This is a genomic window from Cronobacter dublinensis subsp. dublinensis LMG 23823, assembly GCF_001277235.1.
GTDB classification, from domain to species: Bacteria; Pseudomonadota; Gammaproteobacteria; order Enterobacterales; family Enterobacteriaceae; genus Cronobacter; species Cronobacter dublinensis.
In genome coordinates, this window is record NZ_CP012266.1 from 2259532 (window position 1) to 2286050 (window position 26519).

General features: G+C 59.5%; 25 protein-coding genes. 9 read left to right on the forward strand and 16 right to left on the reverse strand.

Features of this window, described 5'->3' with window-relative positions; all coding sequences use genetic code 11:
- Nucleotides 1-245 precede the first annotated feature (245 nt).
- Nucleotides 246-656, forward strand: a complete 411-nt coding sequence (locus AFK67_RS10300; protein WP_007726267.1) for an ASCH domain-containing protein — start codon at nucleotides 246-248, stop codon at nucleotides 654-656.
- Between the two features lie 110 nt (nucleotides 657-766).
- On the opposite strand, the gene umuC is transcribed toward AFK67_RS10300, so the two are convergent.
- The 4 genes from umuC to AFK67_RS10320 all read right to left on the reverse strand — a co-directional run bounded on the left by umuC (nucleotide 767) and on the right by AFK67_RS10320 (nucleotide 5391).
- Nucleotides 767-2035 carry a translesion error-prone DNA polymerase V subunit UmuC gene (umuC, locus tag AFK67_RS10305; protein WP_007726269.1) on the reverse strand — a complete coding sequence of 423 codons (1269 nt, stop codon included), beginning with the start codon at nucleotides 2033-2035 and terminating at the stop codon, nucleotides 767-769.
- A gap of 1 nt (nucleotide 2036) precedes the next feature.
- Complete coding sequence (gene umuD / locus AFK67_RS10310) at nucleotides 2037-2456, reverse strand: translesion error-prone DNA polymerase V autoproteolytic subunit (RefSeq protein WP_007726275.1); 420 nt, start codon at nucleotides 2454-2456, stop codon at nucleotides 2037-2039.
- A 203-nt stretch (nucleotides 2457-2659) separates the two neighbouring features.
- Nucleotides 2660-4624 (reverse strand): peptidase U32 family protein, encoded by a 1965-nt coding sequence (locus AFK67_RS10315; protein ID WP_007726277.1) that lies wholly within the window; start codon nucleotides 4622-4624, stop codon nucleotides 2660-2662.
- 236 nt (nucleotides 4625-4860) lie between these two features.
- Nucleotides 4861-5391 (reverse strand): helix-turn-helix domain-containing protein, encoded by a 531-nt coding sequence (locus AFK67_RS10320; RefSeq protein WP_007726280.1) that lies wholly within the window; start codon nucleotides 5389-5391, stop codon nucleotides 4861-4863.
- 94 nt (nucleotides 5392-5485) lie between these two features.
- Here AFK67_RS10320 and AFK67_RS10325 point away from each other — a divergent pair, with 94 nt between their 5' ends.
- Nucleotides 5486-6649, forward strand: coding sequence for a benzoate/H(+) symporter BenE family transporter (locus AFK67_RS10325; protein WP_007726282.1), 1164 nt, complete (start codon nucleotides 5486-5488; stop codon nucleotides 6647-6649).
- A 30-nt stretch (nucleotides 6650-6679) separates the two neighbouring features.
- On the opposite strand, the gene AFK67_RS10330 is transcribed toward AFK67_RS10325, so the two are convergent.
- Nucleotides 6680-7351, reverse strand: coding sequence for a DUF3313 domain-containing protein (locus AFK67_RS10330; RefSeq protein ID WP_007726284.1), 672 nt, complete (start codon nucleotides 7349-7351; stop codon nucleotides 6680-6682).
- A 213-nt stretch (nucleotides 7352-7564) separates the two neighbouring features.
- Nucleotides 7565-8158 carry a tellurite resistance methyltransferase TehB gene (gene tehB / locus AFK67_RS10335; protein WP_038883591.1) on the reverse strand — a complete coding sequence of 198 codons (594 nt, stop codon included), beginning with the start codon at nucleotides 8156-8158 and terminating at the stop codon, nucleotides 7565-7567.
- A 171-nt stretch (nucleotides 8159-8329) separates the two neighbouring features.
- On the opposite strand from tehB, the gene ydcK reads away from it, so the two are divergent.
- The gene (ydcK, locus tag AFK67_RS10340) at nucleotides 8330-9310 is read left to right on the forward strand and encodes a YdcK family protein (RefSeq protein ID WP_007726288.1); all 981 of its coding nucleotides are present in this window, start codon (nucleotides 8330-8332) and stop codon (nucleotides 9308-9310) included.
- Here ydcK and rimL read toward each other — a convergent pair.
- The 4 genes from rimL to hglS form a co-directional block, all read right to left on the reverse strand.
- Nucleotides 9307-9882 carry a 50S ribosomal protein L7/L12-serine acetyltransferase gene (rimL, locus tag AFK67_RS10345; protein ID WP_007726291.1) on the reverse strand — a complete coding sequence of 192 codons (576 nt, stop codon included), beginning with the start codon at nucleotides 9880-9882 and terminating at the stop codon, nucleotides 9307-9309. The two genes, ydcK and rimL, sit on opposite strands and share 4 nt — an antisense overlap.
- A 163-nt stretch (nucleotides 9883-10045) precedes the next feature.
- The gene (locus AFK67_RS10350; protein WP_007726292.1) at nucleotides 10046-11701 is read right to left on the reverse strand and encodes a glucan biosynthesis protein D; all 1656 of its coding nucleotides are present in this window, start codon (nucleotides 11699-11701) and stop codon (nucleotides 10046-10048) included.
- A gap of 555 nt (nucleotides 11702-12256) precedes the next feature.
- Nucleotides 12257-13768 carry a carboxylesterase/lipase family protein gene (locus AFK67_RS10355; RefSeq protein ID WP_038883588.1) on the reverse strand — a complete coding sequence of 504 codons (1512 nt, stop codon included), beginning with the start codon at nucleotides 13766-13768 and terminating at the stop codon, nucleotides 12257-12259.
- 44 nt (nucleotides 13769-13812) lie between these two features.
- The gene (hglS, locus tag AFK67_RS10360) at nucleotides 13813-15156 is read right to left on the reverse strand and encodes a 2-oxoadipate dioxygenase/decarboxylase HglS (protein WP_007726294.1); all 1344 of its coding nucleotides are present in this window, start codon (nucleotides 15154-15156) and stop codon (nucleotides 13813-13815) included.
- Between the two features lie 15 nt (nucleotides 15157-15171).
- Here hglS and AFK67_RS21775 point away from each other — a divergent pair, with 15 nt between their 5' ends.
- The 3 genes from AFK67_RS21775 (at nucleotide 15172) to AFK67_RS10370 (ending at nucleotide 17620) form a co-directional block, all read left to right on the forward strand.
- Nucleotides 15172-15435, forward strand: coding sequence for a hypothetical protein (locus AFK67_RS21775; RefSeq protein WP_234013470.1), 264 nt, complete (start codon nucleotides 15172-15174; stop codon nucleotides 15433-15435).
- A 76-nt stretch (nucleotides 15436-15511) separates the two neighbouring features.
- The gene (locus tag AFK67_RS10365) at nucleotides 15512-16435 is read left to right on the forward strand and encodes a LysR substrate-binding domain-containing protein (RefSeq protein ID WP_032967418.1); all 924 of its coding nucleotides are present in this window, start codon (nucleotides 15512-15514) and stop codon (nucleotides 16433-16435) included.
- 117 nt (nucleotides 16436-16552) lie between these two features.
- Nucleotides 16553-17620 carry an alkene reductase gene (locus tag AFK67_RS10370; protein ID WP_007726296.1) on the forward strand — a complete coding sequence of 356 codons (1068 nt, stop codon included), beginning with the start codon at nucleotides 16553-16555 and terminating at the stop codon, nucleotides 17618-17620.
- A 122-nt stretch (nucleotides 17621-17742) separates the two neighbouring features.
- On the opposite strand, the gene AFK67_RS10375 is transcribed toward AFK67_RS10370, so the two are convergent.
- The 4 genes from AFK67_RS10375 to AFK67_RS10390 all read right to left on the reverse strand — a co-directional run bounded on the left by AFK67_RS10375 (nucleotide 17743) and on the right by AFK67_RS10390 (nucleotide 21736).
- Nucleotides 17743-18243 (reverse strand): YciE/YciF ferroxidase family protein, encoded by a 501-nt coding sequence (locus AFK67_RS10375; RefSeq protein ID WP_007726297.1) that lies wholly within the window; start codon nucleotides 18241-18243, stop codon nucleotides 17743-17745.
- Nucleotides 18244-18439: 196 nt separating this feature from the next.
- Nucleotides 18440-20137, reverse strand: a complete 1698-nt coding sequence (locus tag AFK67_RS10380; protein WP_007726298.1) for a methyl-accepting chemotaxis protein — start codon at nucleotides 20135-20137, stop codon at nucleotides 18440-18442.
- Between the two features lie 173 nt (nucleotides 20138-20310).
- Nucleotides 20311-21429: an S-(hydroxymethyl)glutathione dehydrogenase/class III alcohol dehydrogenase gene (locus AFK67_RS10385; RefSeq protein WP_007726299.1), complete on the reverse strand. Its 1119-nt coding sequence runs from the start codon at nucleotides 21427-21429 to the stop codon at nucleotides 20311-20313.
- Between the two features lie 31 nt (nucleotides 21430-21460).
- Nucleotides 21461-21736 carry a metal/formaldehyde-sensitive transcriptional repressor gene (locus tag AFK67_RS10390; RefSeq protein ID WP_007726306.1) on the reverse strand — a complete coding sequence of 92 codons (276 nt, stop codon included), beginning with the start codon at nucleotides 21734-21736 and terminating at the stop codon, nucleotides 21461-21463.
- A 306-nt stretch (nucleotides 21737-22042) separates the two neighbouring features.
- Here AFK67_RS10390 and AFK67_RS21780 point away from each other — a divergent pair, with 306 nt between their 5' ends.
- A complete protein-coding gene (locus AFK67_RS21780) occupies nucleotides 22043-22519 on the forward strand; it encodes a DUF2778 domain-containing protein (protein WP_071602730.1) in 477 nt (158 codons plus the stop codon).
- 533 nt (nucleotides 22520-23052) lie between these two features.
- Nucleotides 23053-23412, forward strand: a complete 360-nt coding sequence (locus AFK67_RS10400; protein WP_007722387.1) for a hypothetical protein — start codon at nucleotides 23053-23055, stop codon at nucleotides 23410-23412.
- Nucleotides 23413-23424: 12 nt separating this feature from the next.
- On the opposite strand, the gene AFK67_RS10405 is transcribed toward AFK67_RS10400, so the two are convergent.
- Nucleotides 23425-24750: an MFS transporter gene (locus tag AFK67_RS10405; RefSeq protein ID WP_007722385.1), complete on the reverse strand. Its 1326-nt coding sequence runs from the start codon at nucleotides 24748-24750 to the stop codon at nucleotides 23425-23427.
- A 167-nt stretch (nucleotides 24751-24917) separates the two neighbouring features.
- Nucleotides 24918-25448 carry a cytochrome b561 gene (gene cybB, locus AFK67_RS10410; RefSeq protein ID WP_032967229.1) on the reverse strand — a complete coding sequence of 177 codons (531 nt, stop codon included), beginning with the start codon at nucleotides 25446-25448 and terminating at the stop codon, nucleotides 24918-24920.
- A 97-nt stretch (nucleotides 25449-25545) separates the two neighbouring features.
- Here cybB and AFK67_RS10415 point away from each other — a divergent pair, with 97 nt between their 5' ends.
- A complete protein-coding gene (locus AFK67_RS10415; protein WP_038883584.1) occupies nucleotides 25546-26466 on the forward strand; it encodes an alpha/beta hydrolase in 921 nt (306 codons plus the stop codon).
- Nucleotides 26467-26519: the final 53 nt, after the last annotated feature.

Genomic DNA, 26519 nt, shown 5'->3' on the forward strand with positions numbered 1-26519 from the left:
TTCTCGTCGTTGCGGAAAAAAATTGTCCTCGGTAGTCAAACACGGCTGAATTAAACCATGCCGTCAGGCTTTTCTCAACTCGTTTACACTACTTTACGGCACCGTTTACTTTTTATTGAGCCCAAAACAGCAGCTTATTTTTTAAAGCGCGATTATTTACGCGTGCCCGGCGATTAAATAATCATAGGCGAATAGCCATCCGGCCAGTATGATAAATTTCTACATTATTTTAACAGGGAAGAATTATGGCAACGCAACACGACCTGCAACAGAAATATCCCGGCGCGCGCGCCTGGGGCTTTGGCGATTCACCGCGCATGGCGGACGAACTGGGCGCGCTGGTGGCAAGCGGCGCTAAGCGCGCGACCTGTGGCGATTACCACGCCTGGCGTCAGGACGCCGAGCCAACCCTGCCGGGGGATTACCATATCATCCTCAACGGCGCGGGCGAGCCGTTGTGCGTGATCCGCACCCATACGCTGCGGATGGTCGCGTTTTGCGACGTGACCGACACGCTGGCGGCGCTGGAAGGCGAAGGCGATTTAAGCCTGGAATACTGGCGCAATGAGCATGAAGCGTTTTTCACCCGCGCGGGCTGTTTTGCGCCAGACATGCTGCTGATGTTTGAAGAGTTCGCCCTGGTGGAGCGCTGCTGAACACGCCTGCTTTTTTGCGCGAAAGCCGCATTAAGCGCCGCAACAGAGGTTAACGGGAGGCGCGCTTGCGCCCTTCTCCTGCGTCGTCCGTCCACCGGCGACCACGCGGATCACCACACGCTCGCGCGCGGCAGCTCACTGAAACGCGTGGTATAGCCGGGCGAGAGAAACTCACGCTTCATGGCCCAGGGTTTGACGATGCCCTGGCCTGCGAACCAGAGTTTGCCTTTGCCGGAGCGATTATATTCATCCAGCAGATGCATCAGCGGCGCGCTGTTGGCCTGCGGCAGATGGTCATCAAAGAGATTCAGCTGCGCCACGCCCTGGCTGAAAAAATCCCCCAGCATGACGCCCGCCTTGATATAGCGATAGCCTTCGCGCCAGATGGCGTCCAGCGCGCTCACCGCCAGCCGGACGATGTCGCGGGTGTCGTTGGTGGGCGTCAGCGCCTGGCCGAGCGCCTGATTGCTGTAGCGCGCCTGCGGATCGTCATGCGGGCTGGTGCGGATAAACACGGCCACCTGGCGGCAGAACTGATGCTCCTGACGTAGTTTCTCCGCCGCGCGCTCAGCCCAGGCGCAGACCGCCTGGCGCATATCCTGGTAGTCGGTCACGCGGTAGCCGAACGAGCGGCTGCACACAATCTGCTGCTTCGGCGCGACAAACTCATCCAGCGCCAGGCACGGCTCGCCGCGCAGCTCGCGCACGGTGCGCTCCAGCACCACGTTGAAGTTTTTGCGGATAACCCAGGCCGGGCTGTTGGCGAGATCGAACGCGGTTTCAATGCCCATCACGTTGAGCTTTTTGCTAAGCCTGCGCCCGACGCCCCATACGTCTTCCACCTTAAAATGCGCCAGCGCCCGGCGCAGCCGGGCCGGATCGGAGAGATCGACCACCGCGCCGGACTTCGGCCATTTTTTAGTCGCGAGATTGGCAAGCTTGGCGAGCGTCTTCGTGGGCGCGATGCCGACGCCCACCGGCAGATGGGTTTCACGCCAGAGTCTGTCGTGAATTTCCTGCCCAAACGCCGGCAGCGCCACCACGTTACTGACGCCGCGCAGATCGACAAACGCTTCGTCGATCGAGTAGATCTCCACCTGCGGCGCCATCTCTTCGAGAATATCCATCACGCGCTTGCTCATATCGGCATAGAAGGCGTAGTTAGAGCTGAAGACCGTCACCCGGTGGCGCTCAAACAGCGCGCGCTGCTTAAAATAGGGCTCCGCCATGGTGATGCCGAGCGCTTTCGCCTGGCGGCTGCGGGCGATGACGCAGCCGTCGTTATTGCTCAGCACCACGACAGGCTTATCCCGGAGATCGGGGCGAAACACCGTCTCGCAGGAGGCATAAAAGCTGTTGACGTCGACCAGCGCGTACATGTCAGCGCCTCTGCTTCAGCACCCAGGTCACCACGCCGAAAATCACCACGTCGGCGTCGCCTGCAAGGTTTATCGGCGCGAAATCCGGGTTCATCGGCACCAGCTGCGCCACCGGGCGCAGGCGCAGGGTTTTCACCGTGAACTCCCCTTCCAGCGCCGCAACGACGATATCGCCCTCCTGCGGCTTCAGGGCGCTGTCCACCACCAGCAGATCGCCGTCATCGATCCCGGCGCCGTTCATCGACTCGCCGGACGCCCGCAGAAAATAGGTCGCGTTCGGATGCACGATGCAGTGCGCATCCAGGCTCACGCGCTTTTCAACGTAATCCTGCGCGGGCGACGGAAAACCGCAGGCCACTTTCTCAAGAAACAGCGGCAGCCCTTCGGCATCAGGCTGTGATAAGAGACGCATCATTAACATGGCGTGCTCCATCCGTTTATTATTTATCATTTACTGTGTTTATATACAGTAGTTTGAATTGCGGTATTCTGACAACCCTATTTTTAAGCGAAGCGGCGTAATTGCCTGGAGAACGGCCAGTTTTTGCGGGTTTCATCAGCATGTGCGGAATTTGGGACATAAAAAAAGCCAGAGCGCAGGCTCTGGCTTGTCGGTCAGGCGGCTCAGGCGCCCTTGCGTTTCGGCAGGGTTTTCAGCAGATCTTCCGGGCTGATGGAAGCCACCACGCTGCCGGGGTGCGGCATTTTCAGAATGTGGTTTTTGATTTTGCCGACCACGTGCATTTCGCAGGGTTTGCAGTCAAAGCGCAGCGTCAGCACTTCGTCGCCGTGCACCAGCTGCATCGGCGTCGCCTTCCAGCTCTTGATGTTGCCCTTCGCCTGTTTCGGGCAGAGGTTAAAGGCGAAACGCAGGCAGTGCTTGGTGATCATCACCGGCACGTCGCCTTTTTCTTCATGCGCTTCATAGGCCGCGTCAATCAGCTGCACGCCATAGCGTTGGTAAAATTCACGCGCTTTATGGTTATAGACGTTCGCGAGGAAGCTCAGGTGCGTTTCCGGGTAGACCGGCGGCGGCACGGAGACCGGCTTGCGCACGCCGCGCTGGTAACTGGCGAGACGCGCAGCGTCCAGCGCCTCGATGGCTTCGCGGCGGAACGCGTTGAGCTGGCCGTTCGGCACGAACAGCGCGCCCGGCAGCGTAATCTGCACGTCGCGGGCGAAATAGATAGTCTGCCCCAGTTTCGCCAGGCCCTCTTTCAGGCTGGTCAGCGCTTTTTCCGGGTTGTTGGCCTCGTCGAACTGCCCGTCCAGCGTGTGCGTCACACTGACGCCATCTTCGCTGGTTAAGGTCAGTATCAGCTGTTCCTGCCAGCCGCCGAGCTCGATATCCACCGCCACGCGGCGTTCGCTGGAGGTTTTCAGCAGCGCCTGCTGCCAGTTGTGATCGAGGTTGCGGTTAAGCGTATGACGCGGGCGCAGGGTTTTCAGCGCCGACGGCATCTCGTTCGGGAAAACGCGGTAGCGGTTTTCGCCGGTTTTTTCCGCCACGTTAACGCGAAAACCCACGACTTCACGTTTGATCATGACGTTCAGCCCGTCGCCGTTCGCGAGCGGCTCGGTCGCATCAACATCCAGATAATCTTTCCCGACGCTCAGCACTTCGCCAACCGGCAGGCCGACAAACGTCGGCGTATCAAACGCGCCGATATCCATTTTACGGGCGTTCACGAAGTAATCGGTACTGCCGCGGTGGAAGGTTTTCTCGGTGGACGGCACGAAATAGTGCGCCGTGTTGCCAGCGGAAGATCGCGCGAGGTCGCCGCGATCCTCAATAATCGCATCCAGCATCTGACGATAGTGCGCCGTGATGTTTTTCACGTAGCTCATGTCTTTGTAGCGCCCTTCAATTTTGAAGGAACGCACGCCTGCGTCGATAAGCGCCGCCAGGTTGGCGGTCTGATCGTTGTCTTTCATCGACAGCAGGTGTTTTTCGTAGGCTACCACGCGGCCCTGATCGTCTTTCAGGGTGTACGGCAGACGGCAGGCCTGCGAGCAGTCGCCGCGGTTGGCGCTGCGCCCCGTCTGGGCGTGGGAGATATAACACTGGCCCGAATAGGCCACGCAGAGCGCGCCGTGAATAAAGAATTCAATGGTGGCGTCGGTGCTGTCATGAATGGCGCGGATCTGATTGAGATTCAGCTCGCGCGCCAGCACGATTTGTGAGAAACCGGCGTCGGAGAGGAACTTCGCTTTCTCGACGCTGCGGATATCGCACTGGGTGCTGGCGTGCAGTTCGATGGGCGGAATATCCAGCTCCATGATCCCCATGTCCTGCACGATCAGGGCGTCAACGCCCGCGTCGTAAAACTGGCCGATAAGCTTGCGGGCCGGTTCCAGCTCGTCGTCGTGCAGAATGGTGTTGAGCGTGACAAACACTTTCGCGCCGAAGCGATGGGCGAACGGCACCAGGTCTGCGATGTCCTGGAGGCTGTTGCTGGCGTTGTGGCGGGCACCGAAGCCGGGGCCGCCGATATAGACTGCATCTGCGCCGTGCAGAATGGCTTCGCGGGCGATAGCGGTATCGCGGGCGGGGCTGAGCAGTTCAAGGTGATGCGATTGCAGGCGCATAATTCGTCGTTATCCGTTATTTGAAAGGCGGCTATTGTAGTCACATTCGGGGCGTACGGAAACTGTTTCACGGCGCCTCGCGGCGGTTTGCCGTTCTGCGGGAAAGTATTGCACAAAGGTTTCGTTCGCGCGGCGCGCGGGACGCGATACGCTGAGGCGGTATTCCTGACTTATCACCTCAGTTTCATCGTGTCGTTGTAGATTGTCGTTAGCCGCAAGCTCGCTTGCGGTTTTTTTTATGCCGCCGGGTAGTGGATGAGCGAATGAAAACGCACCGGCAGCGGCGTGGCGTTGCGATACGCGTGCGGCTGGTCGCCCGCAAATTTCAGGCCGTCGCCGGGGCCGAGTCGCCGCCAGACGCCTGCCGTTTGCAACTCAAGCTCGCCTTCTATCACCACCACATGCTCCGTCACGCCTTTCTCGTGCGGCGTGGAGTCGCTCTGCGCGCCGGGCGCGAGCGTGACGGCGAGCATATCGAAGCGCAGCTGTTCATCCCACGGAAAAACAGGCTCCACGAGCATCGCCTGCTGGGCGTCAAACACCACACGCCCGCTCATCGCCGGCGGCGTGATAAACGCCGAAAACGGCACATTGAAGCCGGTGGCGATTTTCCAGAGCGTCGCCACCGTCGGGCTCGATTCGTTGCGTTCTATCTGGCCGAGCATCGCTTTCGACACGCCGGTCATTGCGGCGGCCTGCGTCAGGCTCCAGTTTTTCTGCTGGCGCAGCGCTTTCAGCGTCTGCGCGAGATGGGCGGTGATATCCATGCGTTCTCCTTTGCTGGCGGCCAGTATAGCGCCTTGTGCGTTATAGCGCACGATGGTAGAGTCGCTGGACGTTATAACGCACAGCGGAGTTTGTATGCGCTTTTCGCTTCCCCCCGCGCCTGCCGTTATCGCAGGCTTCGTGGCGGTGCTGGTCGGTTACGCCAGCTCTGCCGCCATTATCTGGCAGGCCGCGACGGTCGCAGGGGCCACGCCTGCGCAAACCGCGGGCTGGATGACGATGCTCGGCATCGGCATGGGCGTCAGCACGCTCGCGTTAAGTCTGTGGTATCGCGCGCCGGTGCTGACCGCCTGGTCAACGCCCGGCGCGGCGCTGCTGGCGACGAGCCTTAGCGGCAGCAATCTGCATGAGGCGGTCGGGATCTTTATGTTCGCCAGCGCCCTTATTGTTATCTGCGGCGCGACAGGGCTGTTCGCCCGCCTGATGAAAATTATTCCGCCGGGGCTTGCCGCCGCGATGCTGGCAGGCATTCTGCTGCGCTTCGGGTTACAGGCGTTCGGCACGCTGGAGGGACATTTCGCGCTGTGCGCCGCCATGATCGGCGCATGGCTTGTCAGCAAAGCGTTCGCGCCGCGCTATGCCGTAGTAGCGGCGCTGCTGGCGGGCGTCGCGGTCTGCCTGTGGCAGGGCGAGGTGAATACCGGCGCGCTGCATTTCGCCATCGCGCCGCCAGAATTCGTAGCGCCCACGTTTAGCCTGGCGTCGCTGCTCGGCGTCGGGCTGCCCTTCTTTCTGGTGACAATGGCCTCGCAGAACGCGCCGGGCGTCGCCACGTTGCAGGCATCCGGCTACCGGGTGCCGGTCTCGCCGCTGATGGTGACGACCGGTCTGCTGGCGCTGCTGCTGGCGCCGTTCGGCGTCTTTTCCATCTGCATCGCCGCCATTACGGCGGCCATTTGCCAGAGCCCGGAGGCGCACCCGGACCACGACAAACGCTGGATAGCGGCGGTGATGGCGGGCCTGTTTTATCTGCTGGCGGGCGTGTGCGGCGGATCGATCGGCGCGCTGATGACCGCCCTGCCGACGCCCTGGCTACAGACGCTGGCCGGGCTGGCGCTGCTCGGCACCATTGGCGCCAGCCTGCATCAGGCGCTGGCGAACGAGCGCGGGCGCGACGCGGCGTTAATCACATTTCTGGTGACGGCCTCTGGCGTCACGCTGCTGGGCGTGGGCTCCGCGTTCTGGGGATTGATAGCCGGTGGGATAAGCTACGCGCTGCTGGCACGGCGGGCGGGATAAAAAAGAGGGAGCCAGGCTCCCTCGGTACGCTTATTTGCTGGGGGCCGAATCGAACATCCGCGCGTCGGTCGCCATATCGTCGATGACCTGTTTGAGGTTTTCGACTGTCAGCGGGGTATTCTCGTTCTTCAGATCTTTCCCCTCGCCTTTACGCACCACTTTCACGACCGTTTTTTGCGTCGCCGCGTCAATCAGCTCGCCTTCAAAAAACAGGCTGGTGTCCATCGTGCGATGGCCTGTGGCGACCTCAGTGCCCGCGACCACCAGCGCGACCGGCAGCACTTCATAGAATTGCAGGCCTTCTTTGCTGCTGTCCACCGCCGTGATGGCACCGCGGAAAATCACGCTGCGCGGCCCCGGCGTCGCCACCAGCGGCTTGCGGCTGGCGGCTGCGTTTTTAAGCTGCGTATTGGTGTAATTGAGCAGGCCGTCCAGTACCTTTTGTGAAATCTGCGCGGTCGGTTTCGGCGTCGGGTAATACACGACGGGATTATAGACGATGGAGTCATAGTTATTGAGATTAAACCCCGGCGCGACCCAGCGCATAGCCGGTTTGCCGGTAGCCGAGGTGACCTTTTCAAGGCCGGAATAGTCTTTCAGGAAACCGGAATATTGTTCGGGTTTGGTGACGCTCGATGAACAACCCGCCAGCAGCAAAAGCGCCGCCAGTCCGGAAGCTTTAAATAACGATGTGCTGTGCATAAGAAAATCCCTGTGAGTGGGTGAGCACTGAATTTATAGCAAACGGGCGCAAAGAGATCGTGAAAAAACGAGACGCGAGAAGAAAAAGCGATCGCAGACGTAAAATAGGATAAGAACAATAAATAAATGTGATGCCAATTATAAAATTAATATACGCCGTTTATAAAAATGAGTGGCAGCCAGAGACGAAGGGCTCCGGCTGCGCCGCAGAACTTAACGTTTTTTCGCAAGCATGGTCGCAAAACGCAGGCTGATACGATTGCCGCTGGCGTCGGTTTTATGCAGTTGCCCGACATCTTCGTTATATTTAATCAGCTCCCAGCCTTCATAATAACGACGCAGTTCCCCTTCGCGAAACGCAAACGGGAAACCGACGGTACACGGATAGTCGTCGGTATCCATCGCCGCCACAATCAGGTTATAGCCGCCCGGCGCGGTGCAGCGCTGCATATTATCGATAAGCGCAGGAATGGTGTCCCGCTCAAGAAACATCATCACCACGGTGGAGAGAATAAGGTCATATTCGCCGCCAAAACGCAGCGTATTTAAATCTTTCACGCCCGCGTGCAGGTTACTTAGCCCTTCCGCCGCCACAATGCGCTCAAGATTAGCGATGCTGGCCGGGTTTTTATCCCATGCGGTGACCTCAAACCCACGCGCGGCGAGATAAAGGCTGTTGCGTCCGTTGCCGCAGCCGAGATCCAGCACGCGGCCCGGCTGTACGTAACGTACGGCGTTCAGCACGTCGGAGTGCGTGGCCGTCAGTCCATATTTTTCAGTGAAGTAATTTTCATCGCGAACGTTCATGGGAATTCCTCAGAGAGACCGTCTGCTGCCGATGGCCGGAACGGCCTGTCGGCGAGGCGGCAAAGATATATTCTGAATGCATTTTATAAAACTTCCGCGCTGAACGCTATCGCCTTCCCGGCGCGCTAAACTTTGCTACGGTTAGTTTATCGCCCCTGACAGGAAGCCATAATGAATAAATACCAGCTGAGCGAGGCCACGCGGGTGTATCGCTATACGCGCAACGGCGAACCCTGCAGCGTAACGCTGCGCCAGCTTATTGCGCTGCGCGATTTCGCCGATGTGCGCGCCGGAGCCCCTGGCGGCTGGGTGGAGTCGACGGAAAATCTCAGCCAGCAGGGCGAATGCTGGGTTTACGATCACAACAGCGTCGTGTTCGCCGGGGCGAAAATCCGCGGCAACGCGCGCATAAGTCAGCCCTGTGTTATCCATCATGACGCGGTGATTGGCGACGACGCCTGGATTGACGGCGCGCAGATAAGCGACGGCGCGCACATCAGCGGCCGCGCGATGGTGCAATGCTCGGTCGTGCGCGGCGACTGCCATCTCTTCGGCGAGTCGCGGGTGCTGCACAACAGCCTCATCGTGGGCGCGAAGGGGTTAACCGCGGACGGCGACAGCGCGTTGCGTATTTACGGTCACGCCACGGTCAGCGCCTCACGGGTCGTGCATCAGGCGCAGATCTACGGCCACGCGCTGGTGACGCACGCGTTTATCGAGCATCGCGCCGAGGTGTTTGAAAACGCTATCCTCGAAGGCAACGATGAGAACGACGTCTGGGTGTGCGACTGCGCAAAAATTTACGGCAACGCCCGGCTGGTGGCGGGCCTTGCGGAGAATGCCTCGCCCACGGTGCGCTACAGCTCGCAGGTGGCGGGCAACGCCGTTATCGAAGGCGAGTGCCTGCTGGGACATCACGTGCGTGTCGACGAGAATGCGCGAATAACCGGCGGTCCGGTGCGGCTCGACAATCACGTGACGATTGCCGGGCGCGCGCGCATCAGCGGCGAGGTGATGATTGAAGACAGGGTCACTATCCTGGACGATGTGACGATCGTCGCGCCGCCGGGAGATATCATTCGCCTGAATGGTTTTAAGACGCTGACCGGGGACGAGCAGATCCTGCGCCCGCCCCTGCCGGGCCTTGCCTAAGAGCGCGTGCCGGCCTCGATGATGCGCCCGTAGATATGCTGATCGTGGAACGCGCCATTGAGGTATTCGGCCTCTTTTAAGCGGCCTTCCAGCGTGAAACCGTTGCGCTGCGCCACGCGGTTGCTCGCCTCGTTGGTGACGATGCACTTAATGACAAAACGCCGGACCTCGCCGGTCTGCGCATAGTGCGCCATCATCGTTTGCAGCGCGCCGCAGATAATTCCCTGCCCCTGATGCTGCTCGTCAAGCCAGTAGCCGATGTAGCCCGCTTTGTTGGTCGGTTCAATCTGGTTAAACGACACCACGCCCACCAGTTCGCCGTCGCGCAAAATCATAAACATTTTCGCGTAGCCGCGATGGTGCAACAGATAATTGCCCTGAATGGTCTGGCGCGTGTCGTCGATTTTATTAACAAACTGCGGCCAGTCCATCGCCTTCTGTAACCACGCTTTGTTGCGCTGCACCAGCGCGAACAGCGGCTCGGCGAAGCGTTCATGAACGGAATGCAGCGTAAGGCGGTCATTGACGATAAGAATGTCGTCCTGCCAGGTGTCGGCGGTGGCGTTTTGCAAGTGAGACTCCTTTTGGTCGTGAAGACCCTACAGTTACCACAGCGGAGACCGCAAAAACACTGCCGGAATCGGCGGGGTTGTGCTGAACAAGCGGCGTGCCTGTCGCCTTCTGTGCCTGACGCCCATAAAAAAGCCCCGTCGAAACGGGGCTTGTCGGGCGGGCTTAACGCATCTGTCGGTCATCGACATATTTGCGTTTGTCCGGCGCGGGCGGGAAGTATTGCCACAGCCAGGTTTCGCTGATGGCCTCACCCTGACAGCGCAGGAACATGCGCATCTCCACCGGGTCGACGGAATCGGATGTCGGATACCAGTCGAACTGAATGCGGTAGCCGTCGAACGGTTCGACATACAGAATTTCGACCTGTTTCGCCTCGCCGCTGGAGAGCGTAATGACCGGCTCGATACCGCGCGGCGCGGCGCCCTTCAGATCGCCGCCGACGAAATCCACGGCGACACGGCGCGACCACTGCGTCGGGAAGTTTTCGCCCGGCGCCCAGCCTTCCGGGAAGCTGCCCATCCCGGTGCGGGTGGCATAAACGCGCGCCAGCGGCGTGCGTACCGGCGCATCGCCGCTCCAGTAGAGACGATACTGGAAGTTCAGCTTATCCCCGGCGCGGATCGGTTTTTCCGGCTGCCAGAAGCAGACGATGTTATCGAGCGTTTCGCCGGTGGTCGGGATCTCCATCAGCGCGACGGTGCCTTTGCCCCAGCGGTTACGCGGCTCGACCCACAGGCTCGGACGCTTGTTATACCAGCCCATGACATCCTGATAGCTTTCGAATTTATGGTCGGTCTGTAACAGCCCGAAGCCTTTCGGGTTTTCATCCATAAACGCGTTGAACTGCAGGCGCTGCGGGTTATTGAGCGGGCGGCATACCCACTCGCCGTTGCCACGCCACATGGCGAGGCGGTCGGAGTCGTGGATCTGCGGATGAATGGTGTCGCACATGCGGCGTTCGTTATTGCCGCAGCTGAACATACTGGTCATCGGCGCGATGCCGAGCTGTTTAATGTCTTTGCGCGCGAACAGGAAGTTTTCCACTTCCATGATGACCTGGCTCGCCTCGCAATGGATGATGAATTTATAGGCGCCGGTTACGCTCGGGCTGTCGAGCAGCGCGTAAGCGACAAATGTGGTGTCCTGCGCTTTCGGAGTTTCAAACCAGAAGGCGGTGAAATCCGGGAACTCTTCCGGCGTATCGGTGAAGGTATCCACCGCCAGTCCGCGCGCGGAAAGGCCGTACTGATAAGTGCTGTCTACCGCGCGGAAATAGCTCGCGCCGAGGAACGAAACGATATCGCGGCGCGCCAGCTCCGGTGCTTTAAACGCGCGGAACCCGGCGAAGCCGAGGTCGGTCTGCCCTTCCAGCTGGCGCGTATCGACGCCCGCATCGTGGTAGTTAAAGAGTTCGGGGCGGAAATGCACTTCGCGCGCCTGACGGGTGGCGGAATCGAGCGAGAACATCCGCACGCGGCGGCGAAAACCCATGCCGACGTGGAAAAACTGCACGTCGAGCTGGCGACCCTCAAGGTTGTTCCACAGCGAATGCCCGGCATCATACTGAATGCTGTTATAGGCCTGCGGGGTGAGCGTCGCGAGCGTATTGGGCAGCGGGCGCGGCGCCCCGCCCCAGGGTTTGTCCGCGAGATCGGCGGCCATTGACTGTAACACGCTGAAATCGAAGGCGCGTGTCTGGCCGTCCGCGATACCGGACTCCTGCGCCCAGGCGTTACGGGAGAAAAGCGTGGCGAGACCTGGAGTGCCGCATGCCGCGGCGAGGGCCAACGAGGCCTTGATAAAACGTCTGCGGTTCATGCCTGAGAAACCGTCCTTTTTTGTCAAAGTATTTCGCAAGGCCAAAGCCTGGCGGCGGCAAATGTTACAAGCAATATGACCGCCCACTCTAGACAAAATTCAGAGTGAAGCCAACAGGCGGCGGGAAAATTAAATAATCTCTGATATTTCAGATAAATAGATGCATAAAGATGGGTAAATTTATGTCAACGGCAGCGGCGTGGGGCCGCCCGGAATCAACAGCTTACTTCGTGCGCGGCCATCACAAGGCGCGCCGCGGCGGGTTTCGCAAAGATTAGCGAGAGCCATCACAAAAAACTATGGCTGACGATATTGCCAGCCGCACCGGGACAGGATAGTTTCTCGCACGCAGAGACTGGCGGCATCGCGCCGTTCAGACCCCTGTATATGCCTATATTCCTCCCTGTGGGAGGGGCCGACAAACGCACGATACAAACACGCCGGCCAACACCATAATTTTAATGATGATAGCTCACGGTGGCCCGGCTTTGCCGGGTTCTCTTTCGGGAAACGCCGCCCATTACCCCGCCGCGCGGGGTTTTGTTTTTTAAGGGGCTAATCCAGCGTGACGTGATAGCGCATCACGCGTTTAAACAGCGCCAGCCGCGCGCGCATAAAGCGGTTCTCCAGCCGCCACCCCGCCTTTTTATTCATGCCGATACGCAGCAGACGATCGCGCCCGCGCACGCAGGCGAGCCAGCGCACCGGGCCGTCGAGCGCCTGACTCTGCGCGGTGGCGTCGGTGGCGAAGCGCACCCAGTAATCCGCCACCTGGCCTGCGAAGGCGCGATCCGCCGCCGTGGCGTAGGCTTTCACCGGGTCGGCAAGCGCCAGGTTATCGAACACGTAAGGCACTTCGTTGCCATGCCACGTGCCGTGGGCGTAGGTGTCCCGTTCGGCCTCGGCCACATAGTCAAACCAGTAGCGCCAGCACGGCACGCCGCGTCGGCTCTGCGCCTGCATCACCACAAATCCGAGCGTGGTAAACGCCATATCGCGGCAGACCTGACGCCCCAGCTCGCGGTCGCCGCGCACGGCCGGGTACAGCAGCCGGATAAGCCCGAGCCCGAAGCGCCGCTCGCGACGCAGCTTGCGGATCTGCGCTTCCAGATTAACGCCGAAATAGGCGAGCACGCTGGCTTCATCGCTGTTGCTGCCCACCATCACCGGCATCGGATGCTGGCGCGCGGCGAAAAACGTCTCCAGCATCGGCTCAGGCAATACGATGTCGCCCGCCACCGGCGCGGGGCCGATGACATGCGGGGCGGTGAGTTGCCAGAAGGTGTCTGCGGGCAGCGCGCGCAGCTGCGCCGCGTCGGGGTTTTCAAGGCCGAGATGCCGGGTCAGCGCCGCGCCGCTCGCCAGCGCCTTACGACGCGGGATATCGGGCAGCGTGTAGCCGCTCTGGATAATCGCTTTATGAAACAGCCCCTTCGCCAGTGGCGAGGCCATCAGCGACAGCACGCTACGCGCGCCAGCGGATTCGCCAAACAGCGTGACGTTGTCACGATCGCCCCCGAAGCCTGCGATGTTATCCTGCACCCAGCGCAGCGCGGCGATTTGATCGAGCAGCGCGAAGTTATGCACCGGCCCGGCCTCATCTTCGCCCTCCAGCGCCGGATGGGCGAAAAAGCCGAGATGGCCGAGGCGGTAGTTAAGCGTCACCAGCACCACGCCGCGACGCGCCAGCGCCTGGCCGTCGTAAGGCGGCAGGCTGCCCGCGCCGAGCGTAAACCCGCCGCCGTGCAGCCAGACCATTACCGGCAGCGGTTTATCGCGCGCGACCGGCGACCAGACGTTGAGATAAAGGCAATCTTCGCTGAACCCGCCCGGATCGCCGCCCGCCAGCTCGCGGCAAAACTGCGCGTTCTGCCAGCTGGCGGCGGAAAAAGCGGTGGCGTCGCGCGTCTTGCGCCAGGGTTCAGGCGGCTGCGGCGCGCGCCAGCGGCGTTCGCCCACCGGCGGCGCAGCATACGGAATGCCTCGCCAGACGGTAATATCCTGTTCTGTCACGCCGCGCACGTCGCCGTGCGTGGTCGTGACGATCGGCAGTTCCGGGTTGCGCATTACGGCTTCCTTTTTTTAACGGCAATCCCTGGAGCGTAGCCGGTTCAGAGCAGACCGCAACGTCGTTTGCTGCGATCTTCCGCCTCCTGATAGAGCATGAACTCGTCGAGCACCGGGCTGCCGAGCGCCGCTTCGAAGGTGTCGCGGCTGGCGTTGCCGTGGCGGCGCGCTCGCGCATCTTCGCCAAGATTGGACTGAAAAATTCCCGCCGCGCTGACCGGCAGAAAATCCTCATAGATAATGGGCTGCGCCACCAGCCAGCCGCGCTCAATCAGCGGCTGCGGATCGTCGCCAGGACGAATGGCGTGACGGTGTTTTTCGCCGACCGGCGTCAGGCGGTAGCGAAAATAGGCCAGCCCCTGACGGCGCAGCAGCGTGTCGCTGTCCGGAAAGCGGCTGAACGCCTCCTGCAATTTCAGCTGGTGCGTCAGGTTATCTTTGCCGCTCCCGGCCACCGCCAGCAGTTCATCATAGAGCGCGCGGCCTTTGGGCGTCAGCGCCATGCCGCGCTGTTCAATTTCGCCGAAGCGCGCGGTATGCGTGCCGGGGCTGTCGCCGCCAAAGCGGATCGGCTCTTCAAGCGCTTTAAAGCTGGTCTGGCGCAGCAGAATGGGAAATTCGCGGCGCGGCGGCCCTTCGATAACGGCCTTCGGTTCAATGCCATATTCCGGCATCAGCGCCTGCACGCGGTCGATATCCAGCGTGCGCGGCGTCAGGTGGTTGATGTGACAGCCGCGAAAACACACCACATCGGCAATCAGCCGGTGCTCGTCATGCAGCGCCTGATAGGTGGCGGCGTCCACCGTCGCATGGCTGTGCCAGCGGAACGTCTCCAGCGCCTCGCGCACAAACTCCTCCGCCTGCGCGGCATCAAACCCGCCCTGCTCGTCGTAGATATTCAGCAGTTCATAGCAGCGATGGGTAAAGATATCGCGACGCGAAAGCACCGCCGCCGCGCGCTTGCGTAGCTTTTCGTCTTCGATAAGCTCAAGGCGCAGCAGCGAGGTGAAAATGCGAAACGGATTACGCGCCAGCGCCACGTCATCCACCGGGCGAAACGCCGTGGAGTGGACCGGCACGCCCGCCTGCGAGAGATCGTAATAGCCGACCGGCTGCATCCCCATAATGGCGAAAATACGTCGCAGCGTCGCCAGCTCTTCAGCAGTGCCGACGCGAATGGCCCCGTGGCGCTCGACGTTAAGCCGCGCCAGTTCATCGGCATTGGCGAGCTGTTCATGCAGCTGCGGGTGGCTTTCCAGTACCGCCAGGTTAACGTCGGCCACCAGTTCCAGCAGCGTACCGTATTGCGGCACCTCGTCCTGGTACATGGCCGACATGGCCTGCGAAAAATGTTCCCGAATCTCATCTGCCGTGATGCTGTTCGCCATGGTGTCGTGCCTCCAGTGAATATTGCTGAGATTGTAGAGAACGGCGGCAGTTTCAGCGGTGAAGAATTTACAATTTGTGATCCAAAACGTAACAAGGGGTCGGGCGCAGCACGCAAGGCAAAAAGCGCGGTAAAACAACAGGCAACGGCACAACGCCTGCCGCCGGCTTGCGCCGTCTGGCTTACATCCGGTCACACCCGACGCGCCGGGCGCGAACGCATTATGGATATCTCTTCTGCGCGCCGGATGATGATGTTGAAAATTTATCGGTTTTGTTAATATTATTTTGCTAGCAAGTTATCAAAATTAAACAAGTTATCTTGTCACCGCTGCCGCTCTGTTTTTAACATCAGATATGGAAAAAAATGGTCTGTTCTCCCAGCGCATTCGCTTGCGCCATCTGCATACTTTCGTGGCCGTCGCCCAGCAGGGAACCCTTGGGCGCGCGGCGGAAACCCTTAACCTCAGTCAGCCTGCGCTATCCAAAACGCTAAACGAGCTGGAGCAGCTGACCGGCGCGCGGCTTTTTGAGCGCGGACGTCTCGGCGCGCAGCTCACCCTCCTCGGCGAGCAGTTTCTCACCCATGCGGTGAAGGTGCTCGACGCGCTCAATCACGCGGGCCAGGCGCTGAACCGCAAGCCGGAGGAAGGCTGCGACGTGGTGCGCATCGGCGCGCTGCCGACCGCCGCGCTCGGCGTGCTGCCGGCAGTGATAGGCCCGTTCCACAAGCAGCAGAGCGATATCACGCTGCAGGTGGCCATCATGAACAACACAATGCTGCTGGCAGGCCTGAAATCGGGCGAGCTGGATCTCGGCGTGGGCAGAATGTCCGACCCTGAACTGATGACCGGGCTTAATTACGAACTGCTGTTTATGGAATCCCTGAAGCTGGTGGTGCGCCCCGGCCATCCGCTGTTGCAGGATACGGTGACGTTAAGCCGCGTGATGGAGTGGCCCGTGGTGGTCTCGCCCAAAGGCACGGTGCCGCGCGACAACGCCGAAACGCTGCTGGCAAGCCAGGGCTGCGAGCTGCCTGCCACCTGCATTGAGACGCTCTCGGCGTCGCTGTCGCGCCAGCTGACCGTGGATTACAACTACGTCTGGTTTGTGCCGTCCGGCGCGGTGAAAGAGGATTTACGTCAGGGCACACTCACGGCGCTGCCGATTGTTATTCCCGGCCCCGGCGAGCCGATTGGCATTCTGACGCGCGTTGATGCCCCGCTCTCCCAGGGCGCGCGGACGCTGCTGTCGTCGATTCGCAAGTCCATGCTCAACTGACCGCCAGCGCCTCGCGGACTTACTTAGCGTGAAAAGTAATAAGCCCGAAGGGTTGCCATCGGGCGCGCGATATCGTTTAAATGACAGATACGCCTTTATCCTGACGGGAGTTCTGTTATGTCAACGCTGTTAGAACCGGTAAACATTGGCGCGCTGGAGTTAAAAAATCGCGTCGTGATGGCGCCGCTGACGCGCATGCGCGCGGTTAACGATCGCACGCCGGGCGAAATCGTCAAGACGTACTACACCCAGCGCGCGAGCGCAGGGCTTATCTTCACCGAGGCGACCTCGGTCACGCCGCAGGGCGTCGGTTACCCGAACACGCCGGGGATCTGGTCGGAACAGCAGGTCAGCGCGTGGCGGGAAATTGTCGACGCCGTGCATCAGGCGGGCGGGAGAATGGTGTTGCAGCTCTGGCACGTAGGCCGCGTCTCCGACCCGGTGTTTCTTAACGGTGAAAAGCCGGTCGCGCCCAGCGCCATCGCGCCGGAAGGCCACGTCACTACTGTGCGCCCGAAACGCCCTTACGGCACCCCGCGCGCGCTGGAAACCCATGAGATCCCAGGCATCGTCGAAGATTTCCGCCGGGCCGCCATTAACGCCAAGCGCGCGGGCTTTGACGCGGTGGAGATCCACGCGGCGAACGGCTACCTGTTCGATCAGTTCCTGCATGACGGCTCTAACCAGCGCACCGATGAGTACGGCGGCAGCATTGAAAACCGCGCGCGCTTCCTGCTGGAGACCGTCGACGCGCTGCTGGCAGAATGGCCCGCCGACCGCGTCGGGGTGCATCTGAATTTAATGTCCAACTCTTACTCGATGCACGATTCCGACCCGGTGGCGATGTTCGGCTATGTGCTGGAGCAGTTAAACGCGCGCAGCCTGGCGTTTGTCTTCTCGCGTGAGGCGCTGGACACGCCGAACCGCGTCGGCCCGCAAATTCGCCATAAATTCAGCGGCGCGTGGATAGCCAACGAGGGGCTGACCAAAGAGAGCGCCGAGGCGGTGATTGCCAGCGGCGAAGCGGATGCGGCGGCGTTCGGCAAGCTCTATATCGCCAACCCGGATTTAGTGGCGCGTTTTCGCCAGAACGGGCCGTACAACCCGCTTAACGACGCGACCATCTACGCCGAAGGCGCGACCGGCTATACCGATTACCCGTTCCTGGGCGACGAGACGGCGTAAAGGCGGGCGGTATTATCAGGGCGCTGCGGCGCCCTTTTCTTTTTACGCAGACGTAAAAAAACCCCGGCAAGCCGGGATTTGGGCGCATCGCGCTTTAGAGGGTAAAGCGCGGGTAAGCGGGATTATGCCGCTTTAGATGCTTTCGCGTTAATCGCGGTTTCGGCGATGGTGGTCAGTTTGCCGTCGGTGGATTTCTCCTCCTCAAGGGTCGCTGCCAGCAGTTTTTTCGCATCTTTATAACCTAACTGTTCCGCCAGGGTGCAGAGCGTGCCGTAAGCGGCGATTTCATAGTGCTCCACCTTCTGCGCGGCGGCGATAAGGCCTGCGTCACGTACCGGGCCCTGCTCAATCTCGTCAATCACTTCCTGGCCTTCTTCAATCAGCCCTTCCATCGCCACGCATTTGATGCGGCGCAGTTTAAGCTCAGGCACGCTTTCAACCACCTGATCGATACGCTCAATCTGGCCTCGGGTTTCCTCAAGGTGCGCGCGGAATGCCGCGGCCAGCTTTTCATCAGAAGAGGCGCGCGCCAGCTTCGGCAGAGCGCGGGTCAGCTGTTTCTCTGCGCTATAGGTGTCTGAAAGTAAATGTACAAAAAGATCCTGAGCGGTTTTGATCTGCATCTCTTGCCTCCATTAGGGTTGTCAAAAGTAAAGCCCTTTAAGCATGGACAAGGAATGGAAAAATAAGCCAGGCGGCAAACGCGAAAAGTGATACAGCATAATCCTAAAACGCGGCGCAAAAAAAAGCCGCTCACGGGAGCGGCCAAAGGTCAGGCTAAGAGTAGAGCTACGGGCAGGCTGCGCTGCCCTTGATGGATCAGAAGGTTTCCCAGTGTTCGCTTTTGGCGAGCGCCGCGCGCGGAACGACCGGCGCCAGCGGCTGCGCCGCCGGGGATTGCGGTTCATTTTTACGGGCCGGCGCCGCGCCGCTTAAGCGGAAGGTGCCAACGGCCTGGGTCAGGCGTCCGGCCTGCTCTTCGAGCGATACCGCCGCGGATGACGCCTCTTCCACCAGCGAGGCGTTCTGCTGCGTCACGTTGTCCATTTCGGCGATGGCCTGCGCCACCTGCTCGATGCCCTGACGCTGTTCGTCAGACGCGGCGGCGATCTCCAGCATGATGTCGGTCAGGCGTTTCACCGCCTCGACGATGCCTTTCATCGTGTCGCCGGCGTTCACCACTTCGCTGGAGCCGCGATCGATAAGCGCCACCGACTCGCTGATAAGCCCTTCAATCTCTTTCGCCGCCTGGGCGCTGCGGCTCGCGAGCGTGCGCACTTCGCTGGCGACCACCGCGAAGCCGCGGCCCTGTTCACCGGCGCGCGCGGCTTCTACCGCGGCGTTCAGCGCCAGGATATTGGTCTGGAAAGCGATGCTGTTAATGACAGCGGTGATTTCAGAAATTTTCTTCGAGCTGCTGGAGATGTTGCCCATCGTCGTCACTACGCCGGAGACAATCTGCCCGCCGGTGGTGGCTTTGCCGGAGGCGTCCTGCGCCAGTTTGCTGGCGTGGTGGGCGTTGTCAGCGTTCTGTTTCACGGTGGCAGTCAGCTGCTCCATGCTGGCGGCGGTCTGCTCCAGCGCGGCGGCCTGCTGCTCGGTGCGCGAAGAGAGATCGGTGTTGCCTGCGGAGATTTCACTGGTGCCCTGATAAATGGCCTGCGCGCCTTCACGCACGGCGCTGACGGTGGTGACCAGCGAGCGCTGCATCATTTGCAGATGCTGGCTAAGACGGCCTATTTCACTGCGTCCGGTCGCCTCTTCCGGCAGGGTGAGATCGCCACTGGCGATGGTTTCAATGCGCGTCGCGGCATGTTGCAGCGGGACAATCACCACGCGGCGCAGCACCACGAAGGTCAACAGCGTCATGACCAGCGCCACCGCGAACGCGGCGACCATCACCATCAGGCTGAAATGGGTGCGGCTGCTGGCGTCGCTGCGCAGCTGTTCCACGCGATCGGTGCGGCTTGCCAGCGCTTTTGCGAGCACTTTGTTGTAGTCATCGTCAAGCTTGCGGGCCGTTTCGTTTTCATGCTCGATAATCGCTTCGAACATGCCGTTTTTGGCATATTTCAGCATCGGCGCAAGGCCTGCCACGTAAGCGTCGTAACGGGCTTTCAGCTCGCTGTCGAGCGCCGCTTCAGACTCCGCGTGCGACTCGCGATCCACATATTGTTTAAAGCCCACGTTGGCCTGCGCAATCGCTTTTTCGGCATCCGCGATGTTGCGCTTCATATCCTCCATCTCGGCGACGCGGCTGGCGGCGCCCGCATGGATCATATTAATACGCGCCGTGCGAAGCTGGTTGGCGCTATCCGCAAGCCCACTGCGAATTTGAATTTCCTGCGTTACGTTATTAAGCGCGCTGTCGCCCTGCATAAGGAAGTATCCTGCCAGCCCGCCGCAAAGAGCGAACAACACCAGAATCCCTCCCAGAATAACGGAGAACAGCGGGACAAGCCGAATGTGATGCCAGAAGCTTAGCGCCCCGGAATCACGGGTTGTTGTTTTATTCATGGCCACGATTTCCCTTTGGGTAAGATGCAAAAATAGTCTTGCCTTTAGGACATCGGCAGATTTGCGTAAACGCTTACCCTTAAAAGCGATACCTGGCTCACAGATTCGAAAAGAGGGACTAAAGTCGGGGGAAGAGGAAAAACCAGCGACCGTTAAGCCGCTGGTAAATAAGCTTATTTATCGCCGAAGTGAATAACAGTACGAATCGATTTCCCTTCATGCATCAGGTCAAACGCCTCGTTGATCTGCTCAAGCGGGAGACGGTGCGTGATGAAAGGATCAAGGTCAATCTTGCCCACCATCGCATCTTCCACCATGCCAGGCAACTGGGTGCGCCCTTTCACGCCACCGAACGCCGACCCGCGCCAGACGCGGCCTGTGACCAGCTGGAACGGGCGGGTTTTAATCTCCTGGCCTGCGCCAGCGACGCCGATGATAACGCTTTCACCCCAGCCTTTATGGCAGCATTCCAGCGCCGCGCGCATCACGTTGACGTTGCCGATACACTCGAAGCTGAAATCAACGCCGCCGTCGGTCATCTCAACGATCACGTCCTGAATCGGCTTATCGTAGTCGTTCGGGTTAACGAAATCCGTCGCGCCCATTTCGCCCGCGAGCTTGAATTTCTCCGGGTTGGTATCGACCGCGAGAATACGTCCGGCTTTCGCCTGGACCGCGCCCTGAATAACCGCAAGCCCGATGCCGCCGAGACCGAATACCGCAACGGTGTCACCCTCTTTCACTTTCGCGGTGTTATGCACCGCGCCAATGCCGGTGGTGACGCCGCAGCCGAGCAGACAGACTTTATCCAGCGGCGCCTGCGGGTTGACTTTCGCCAGCGAAATTTCGGCAACCACGGTGTACTCGGAGAACGTGCTGGTGCCCATGTAGTGATAAACCGGCTCGCCGTTATAGGAGAAACGGGTGGTGCCGTCCGGCATCAGGCCTTTGCCCTGGGTGGCGCGTACCGCCTGACAGAGGTTGGTTTTACCGGATTTACAGAACTTACATTCACCGCATTCGGCGGTATAAAGCGGGATCACATGGTCGCCTGGCTTCAGGCTGGTAACGCCCTCGCCCACTTCCACGACCACGCCGCCGCCTTCATGGCCGAGCACCGCCGGGAACACGCCTTCAGGATCTTCGCCGGAGAGCGTGAACGCATCGGTATGGCAGACGCCGGTATGGGTGATTTTGACCAGCACTTCGCCCTTTTTCGGCGGCGCGACGTCAATTTCTACGATCTCCAGCGGCTTGCCGGGACCAAATGCGACTGCTGCACGTGATTTCATAATGTCCTTCCGTTGTAGTGAGTCGTCATAGTTATTTTAGATAAGCGCGCAGAAGCTGGCCGATTTCCGCCATCCGCTGCGCGCGCTGCTCAGGCGTGGTGTCGCCGCTGACCAGCTCATCTTTTAAGTGAATTTCCACCATCTCGCCCATCAGGCCGTTGGCGGCGCCGCGTACCGCGGCGATTTGCTGCAGAATGGCGATGCACGGATCGCCCGCCTCAAGCGCGCGCTCCAGCGCCTCCGCCTGGCCACGAATGCGGCGCACGCGGGTCAGAATGCGTTTTTTGTCTTCAGGAGAATGCGGCATGGTGTTAGCCTTCTTTGATACTATAGGGGGGTATGGTATATGAATGCTGTTTGATGTGTAAAGCGTATTTTATACAACGGTTACCACGATGCTTTCTTTTGTCGTTTCGGCATACGAACAGAATTACCAGGCATTCACTGCAAATTATCAACAGCAATAATATTTATGATCATCAATAAACCCTTAAACCCAATGAATATATTGATGGATAAAATAACTCCTTTTGTTAATTAATTTTAAATTAAGATGTTTATTTTACTGCGTATGGAATCTTAGAAACTTTACATTAATAGAAAGGAATGCGTCATGCTGCGTTGTAAATTCCATTTGAATAGCCAGTCACTCTCAAATCTGAGCTGCCCTGGCGTTGGCTTTTTTCCGGCCTATTCAGGCGTTGAGGGCAATAAACGAAACAACCCGGATTTTGTTACCACGCCAAACGAAGGTCCTCTTCCCCCCGGCAAATATTATATTGTGGATCGCCCTAAAGGTTATGGCTCCGTCATTAAAGATTATGTTTCAAGCCAGATAAGCGGCTCAGACCGCAATGTCTGGTTCGCGCTCTACCGCGAAGACGACAAGATTGATGACCATACCTTCATCGAGCATGTTCAGCGTGGCGCTTTCAGACTTCATCCTGCGGGTTATGCTGGAATCAGTAAAGGATGCATCACCCTGCCTTCAAAAAGACACTTTACTATATTGCGAAGTGCATTACTGGCTTCACCGCCTGTCATGGTGGGTTCCTCCCTAATGGCCTATGGCACAATACAGGTATATTAATGAACATCCTGAAAAACATACTCATTTGGTATTTTTACACAGCCACGTATGCCATTATTCTTACCTTGCTTTTCATCATAATCCCTGAGGATGCACTCTATAGCATTATCTATGGCGCACATGTCGAAACAGATGCGGTTGCATGGGATAATATTCATATAACGATATTATTAATTTCTGCACTTTTCCTGAACAGCCTCGTAATCTGTTTCTTTTCACGCTTAACGTTTGCACGGTTCAAATAAGCGTCCTTTTAAATTATCCATAAAGCCGTCGATAAGGCGGCTTTATCGCTTTGCATACTCTTCTCCGCCCGATAAAGGTAAATGGCTCACGTCACGGTTCCTGAACAAAAAACGCACACCCTGGTCATTGGGCCTTAATACGACCGGCCCAAAAAGCAGATAAACTTGACTTAAAAATATTCACCAGCCGTATATATAACCTTCAACCAAACTAGCAGCATGATATATCTCAATGCCGTCATTTTTACAGCGTGTCATAACGGCCACTCTGTAAAAAACAGGATGGTTATGAAAACGTTTTTGCTAGTGGTAGTACTTGCCCTCACCCCGCACCTCGCGCAGGCCTTCGCTTTCGACAACAGTGTGTTGATGCTGCGCTGCCCCGGCAGAGGCAGCATTGAGGTTATCCTGCATCGCTATGAGCATACGCAGGAGGCCTGGGGCAACGAGGAGTTTGAAACCGGCGGCGGTCAGATCCGACGAGGCAATGTCGTGATTTTCCCTTTCGCCAATCTGGACCGCATGATTTACGACCAGATGACCCACGCGTTTGGCTTCTGGTACGCCCGCGAGGCGCGGTTCGTTCGCTGTCAGCTCCAGAGCATCCGCAACGCCTGGCCGGTGGATATCCCCTATTTTCGCGAATAAACCGCGGGCCGCTTAACGCCGCAGCGGCAATCCGGCGGTCTCTTTGGCGCGCATCACGGTAATAAAAGTCACCAGCGCCGCGCCCATCACATAAAACGCGGGCGAGAAAAGGTTACCGGTCGAGGCGATAAGAAACGCTGAAAACCACGGCGTGATACCGCCGAAAAAGGCGACCGAAAGATTATAAGCGACAGACAACCCGCCATAGCGCACGCTGGTCGGAAACAGTTCGGCCATCGCCGCGCTGCACGCGCCATCGAAGGCGGCGATAAACGCGCCCAGCAGCAGCATCGCCAGCACGGCGGAGAGAATGTCGCCATGCGCCATCACCATCAGCGCCGGATAGGTAAAGAGAATAAACCCGCCGCAGCCCGCCAGCATCAGCGGGCGACGGCCGTAGCGATCGGAGAGCCAGCCCATAAACGGCACCATCACCGCAATACCGAACAGGCCGACGGTGGTGATCGCGTAGGCATCAAGCTTACTAAAGTGCATCTGGGTGATGAGATAGCCCGGCATAAAGGTTTGCAGCATCCAGTGACCGACCGCCTTAATCACCACAAAACCCACGCAGAACAGCAGCGCGCCGCGGGCGCTGGTCAGCGTGCTGCGCAGCGGCGCGGCCTGCGTGGTGCCGGCTTTCGCCGCCGCCTGGAATTCCGGGGTATCCTCAAGATGGGTTCGCAGATAAAGCCCCACCCAGCCGAGCGGCCCGGCTATCAGAAACGGAATACGCCAGCCCCAGTCGTTCATCGCGGTTTCGCCAAGCCCGGCGGTGAGCAGAAACACAAGCCCAGAGCCCGCGACAAACGCCATAAAACCGAAGTTATCGATCCAGCAGGTGAAATAGCCGCGCTTTTGCACCGGCGCGTATTCGGCAAGGAACGTCGTGGCGCCCGAGGTTTCGCCGCCCGCCGCAAAGCCCTGCACCAGGCGGGTGAGCACCAGCAGCGTCGGGGCCAGCAGGCCAATCTGATGGTAGGTAGGCAGCAGGCCCATAATGAAGGTGGCGCCGGAGGTGAGCAGGATAACCGTCGCCAGCACCCGCTTGCGCCCAATGCGATCGCCGAGCGAGCCGAAATAGAGCCCGCCGAGCGGGCGCATCACAAACCCCGCGCCGAACACCGCGAACGAAGAGAGCAGCGCGGCCGCCGGGTCGCCCGTCTGGAAGAACTGCATGCCGATAATCGCCGCCAGGGTGCCATAGAGCCCGAAGTCGAACCATTCGACAAAATGTCCGACGCCGGTCGCCAGCAAGACCTTGCGTAGTTTACGCGCCAGCAGCGCCTGGTCGTCCACGGCGGCTCTTGTCACTTCACGTTCAACTGACTGCGTCATAATGCCTCTCCTGGCTGGCGCGGCGGATCACTGCGCAAGCGTGTTTCTATAATAGATATAGATCTATAAGCCGCCGTGACGAGACCGCCCACGTTGCGCCGTTTAAAATGTGAGCTACGCCACGCCGCTCTGCGTAAAAAGTCGCCAGGATCACACTTCGACGCGTGTTAACCGCGCTTGCCCGGCATCATCCGCACCAGCGTGTTGTCCTTCCAGAAATAGTGGTGCAGCAGCGCCGCCGCCGCATGTAGCCCAATCACAAAGTAGCTGAGATTGGCGATAAACGCATGAATGGCGCGCAGTTCCATCTCGCGATCTTCATTGGGCTCGGCCGCCACCGGCATGCTGATGCCAAAAGCGAACCATTCACTGCCGCCATAATATTTGGCGACAATGCCGAGCAGCGGCAGGCCGATAAACATCAGATAGATGACGAGATGCACCAGATGGGAAAGCCCGATATACATCGCGCGCGGTTTCGGCACGATGGGCGGCGCGGGGTATTTCACCCGCACCAGCAGGCGCGTCACCATCAGCGCCAGGATCGCGATACCGCAGCTAAAGTGCGTCCAGATAAACAGCCGCCCGATATGTCGCGGCACCAGCCCGCGTAACTCCATGGCCGCGTAAGCCATCACCACAAGAATAAACACCAGCCAGTGAAGCGTGATTTGCAACGAGGTGTATTTACTGCGCATAAGACTATCCTGATTAAACGCAACGAAAAGACCAGGATAACGGCTGAAGATTAAATATTCATTAGTTTTCATGCCCCGATAACGTGAAGGAGAGAATATGAAGGCTCAGGAGGTTCTGTTAACCCGTATGCGCGAGGCGGTGGCGCAAAGCCATACGCTCTCCGTCTGGCCGCAGGGCGAAGCGCCGGGCGCGCAAGCCAGCCGGGCGGTGTTTACCCTTGAGGAGCACCGGACCGGCGAGAGCGAACTTGACCGCGCCGTCACCGGCGTGCGGGCGCCGCGCATCGAGGTCTATGCCCCGCGCGAGCCCAACGGCGTGGGGCTGCTGGTGACGCCCGGCGGCGGTTACCGCCTCGTGGTGCTGGATAAAGAAGGCAGCGAGCTGGCACCCGCGTTTAACGACCGTGGCTATACGCTGTTTGTGATGACCTACCGCCTGCCGGGCGATGGCCACGCCGAAGGGGCCGACGCGCCGCTGGCGGATGTCCAGCGCGCCATGCGGTTTATCCGCGCCCACGCAGCGCGCTGGCGGCTCGACCCGGAGAAACTCGGCGTGCTGGGCTTCTCCGCAGGCGGGCACGCCGCCGCGAGCCTCGGCACCCGCTGGAACGACGCGGTCTACGCGCCGCTTGATGACGCCGACGCGTACAGCGCCCGTCCGGCGTTTATGGGCCTGGTCTACCCGGTCATGACGATGGAAGACCTCGTCGCGCACCCTGGCTCCCGACAGGCGCTTATCGGCACGCAGCCCGATGAAAATGCTATCCGTCGCTATTCGCCGGAAAAAGCAGTCAACCGCGCCACCCCGCCCGCCTTTTTACTGCACGCGGTGGACGACCCGGCAGTGAACGTGGAGAACAGCCTGTTGATGTTTAACGCCCTGCGCGCGCAGGGCGTACCGGTGGAGATGCATCTGTTCGAGCAGGGCCAGCACGGGTTCGGCATTCGCGACGCGCTGGGCCTGCCCGCGCAGATCTGGCCGGCGCTGCTGATGAACTGGATCGAGAGTCGGTGGTAAGGCAGCGGCCCCCCGCAGGCGGCCCCGAGCGGTGACAGAACGCCGCCGCGCCC

What these genes read in the sequence shown, in the direction of transcription:
- cybB (WP_032967229.1), bottom strand. Translation starts at nt 25,448, where the DNA reads ATGCGCAGTAAATACACCTCGTTGCAAATCACGCTTCACTGGCTGGTG.
- AFK67_RS10385 (WP_007726299.1), bottom strand. Translation starts at nt 21,429, where the DNA reads ATGAAATCACGTGCAGCAGTCGCATTTGGTCCCGGCAAGCCGCTGGAG.
- hglS (WP_007726294.1), bottom strand. Translation starts at nt 15,156, where the DNA reads ATGGCGAACAGCATCACGGCAGATGAGATTCGGGAACATTTTTCGCAG.
- AFK67_RS10315 (WP_007726277.1), bottom strand. Translation starts at nt 4,624, where the DNA reads ATGCGCCTGCAATCGCATCACCTTGAACTGCTCAGCCCCGCCCGCGAT.
- AFK67_RS10370 (WP_007726296.1), top strand. Translation starts at nt 16,553, where the DNA reads ATGTCAACGCTGTTAGAACCGGTAAACATTGGCGCGCTGGAGTTAAAA.
- AFK67_RS10330 (WP_007726284.1), bottom strand. Translation starts at nt 7,351, where the DNA reads ATGCACAGCACATCGTTATTTAAAGCTTCCGGACTGGCGGCGCTTTTG.
- AFK67_RS10365 (WP_032967418.1), top strand. Translation starts at nt 15,512, where the DNA reads ATGGAAAAAAATGGTCTGTTCTCCCAGCGCATTCGCTTGCGCCATCTG.
- AFK67_RS10405 (WP_007722385.1), bottom strand. Translation starts at nt 24,750, where the DNA reads ATGACGCAGTCAGTTGAACGTGAAGTGACAAGAGCCGCCGTGGACGAC.
- AFK67_RS10415 (WP_038883584.1), top strand. Translation starts at nt 25,546, where the DNA reads ATGAAGGCTCAGGAGGTTCTGTTAACCCGTATGCGCGAGGCGGTGGCG.
- umuD (WP_007726275.1), bottom strand. Translation starts at nt 2,456, where the DNA reads ATGTTAATGATGCGTCTCTTATCACAGCCTGATGCCGAAGGGCTGCCG.
- AFK67_RS10390 (WP_007726306.1), bottom strand. Translation starts at nt 21,736, where the DNA reads ATGCCGCATTCTCCTGAAGACAAAAAACGCATTCTGACCCGCGTGCGC.
- AFK67_RS10375 (WP_007726297.1), bottom strand. Translation starts at nt 18,243, where the DNA reads ATGCAGATCAAAACCGCTCAGGATCTTTTTGTACATTTACTTTCAGAC.
- ydcK (WP_007726288.1), top strand. Translation starts at nt 8,330, where the DNA reads ATGAATAAATACCAGCTGAGCGAGGCCACGCGGGTGTATCGCTATACG.
- AFK67_RS10350 (WP_007726292.1), bottom strand. Translation starts at nt 11,701, where the DNA reads ATGAACCGCAGACGTTTTATCAAGGCCTCGTTGGCCCTCGCCGCGGCA.
- AFK67_RS10320 (WP_007726280.1), bottom strand. Translation starts at nt 5,391, where the DNA reads ATGGATATCACCGCCCATCTCGCGCAGACGCTGAAAGCGCTGCGCCAG.
- umuC (WP_007726269.1), bottom strand. Translation starts at nt 2,035, where the DNA reads ATGTACGCGCTGGTCGACGTCAACAGCTTTTATGCCTCCTGCGAGACG.
- AFK67_RS10380 (WP_007726298.1), bottom strand. Translation starts at nt 20,137, where the DNA reads ATGAATAAAACAACAACCCGTGATTCCGGGGCGCTAAGCTTCTGGCAT.
- AFK67_RS10400 (WP_007722387.1), top strand. Translation starts at nt 23,053, where the DNA reads ATGAAAACGTTTTTGCTAGTGGTAGTACTTGCCCTCACCCCGCACCTC.
- AFK67_RS21780 (WP_071602730.1), top strand. Translation starts at nt 22,043, where the DNA reads ATGCTGCGTTGTAAATTCCATTTGAATAGCCAGTCACTCTCAAATCTG.
- tehB (WP_038883591.1), bottom strand. Translation starts at nt 8,158, where the DNA reads ATGAACGTTCGCGATGAAAATTACTTCACTGAAAAATATGGACTGACG.
- AFK67_RS10355 (WP_038883588.1), bottom strand. Translation starts at nt 13,768, where the DNA reads ATGCGCAACCCGGAACTGCCGATCGTCACGACCACGCACGGCGACGTG.
- AFK67_RS10325 (WP_007726282.1), top strand. Translation starts at nt 5,486, where the DNA reads ATGCGCTTTTCGCTTCCCCCCGCGCCTGCCGTTATCGCAGGCTTCGTG.
- AFK67_RS10300 (WP_007726267.1), top strand. Translation starts at nt 246, where the DNA reads ATGGCAACGCAACACGACCTGCAACAGAAATATCCCGGCGCGCGCGCC.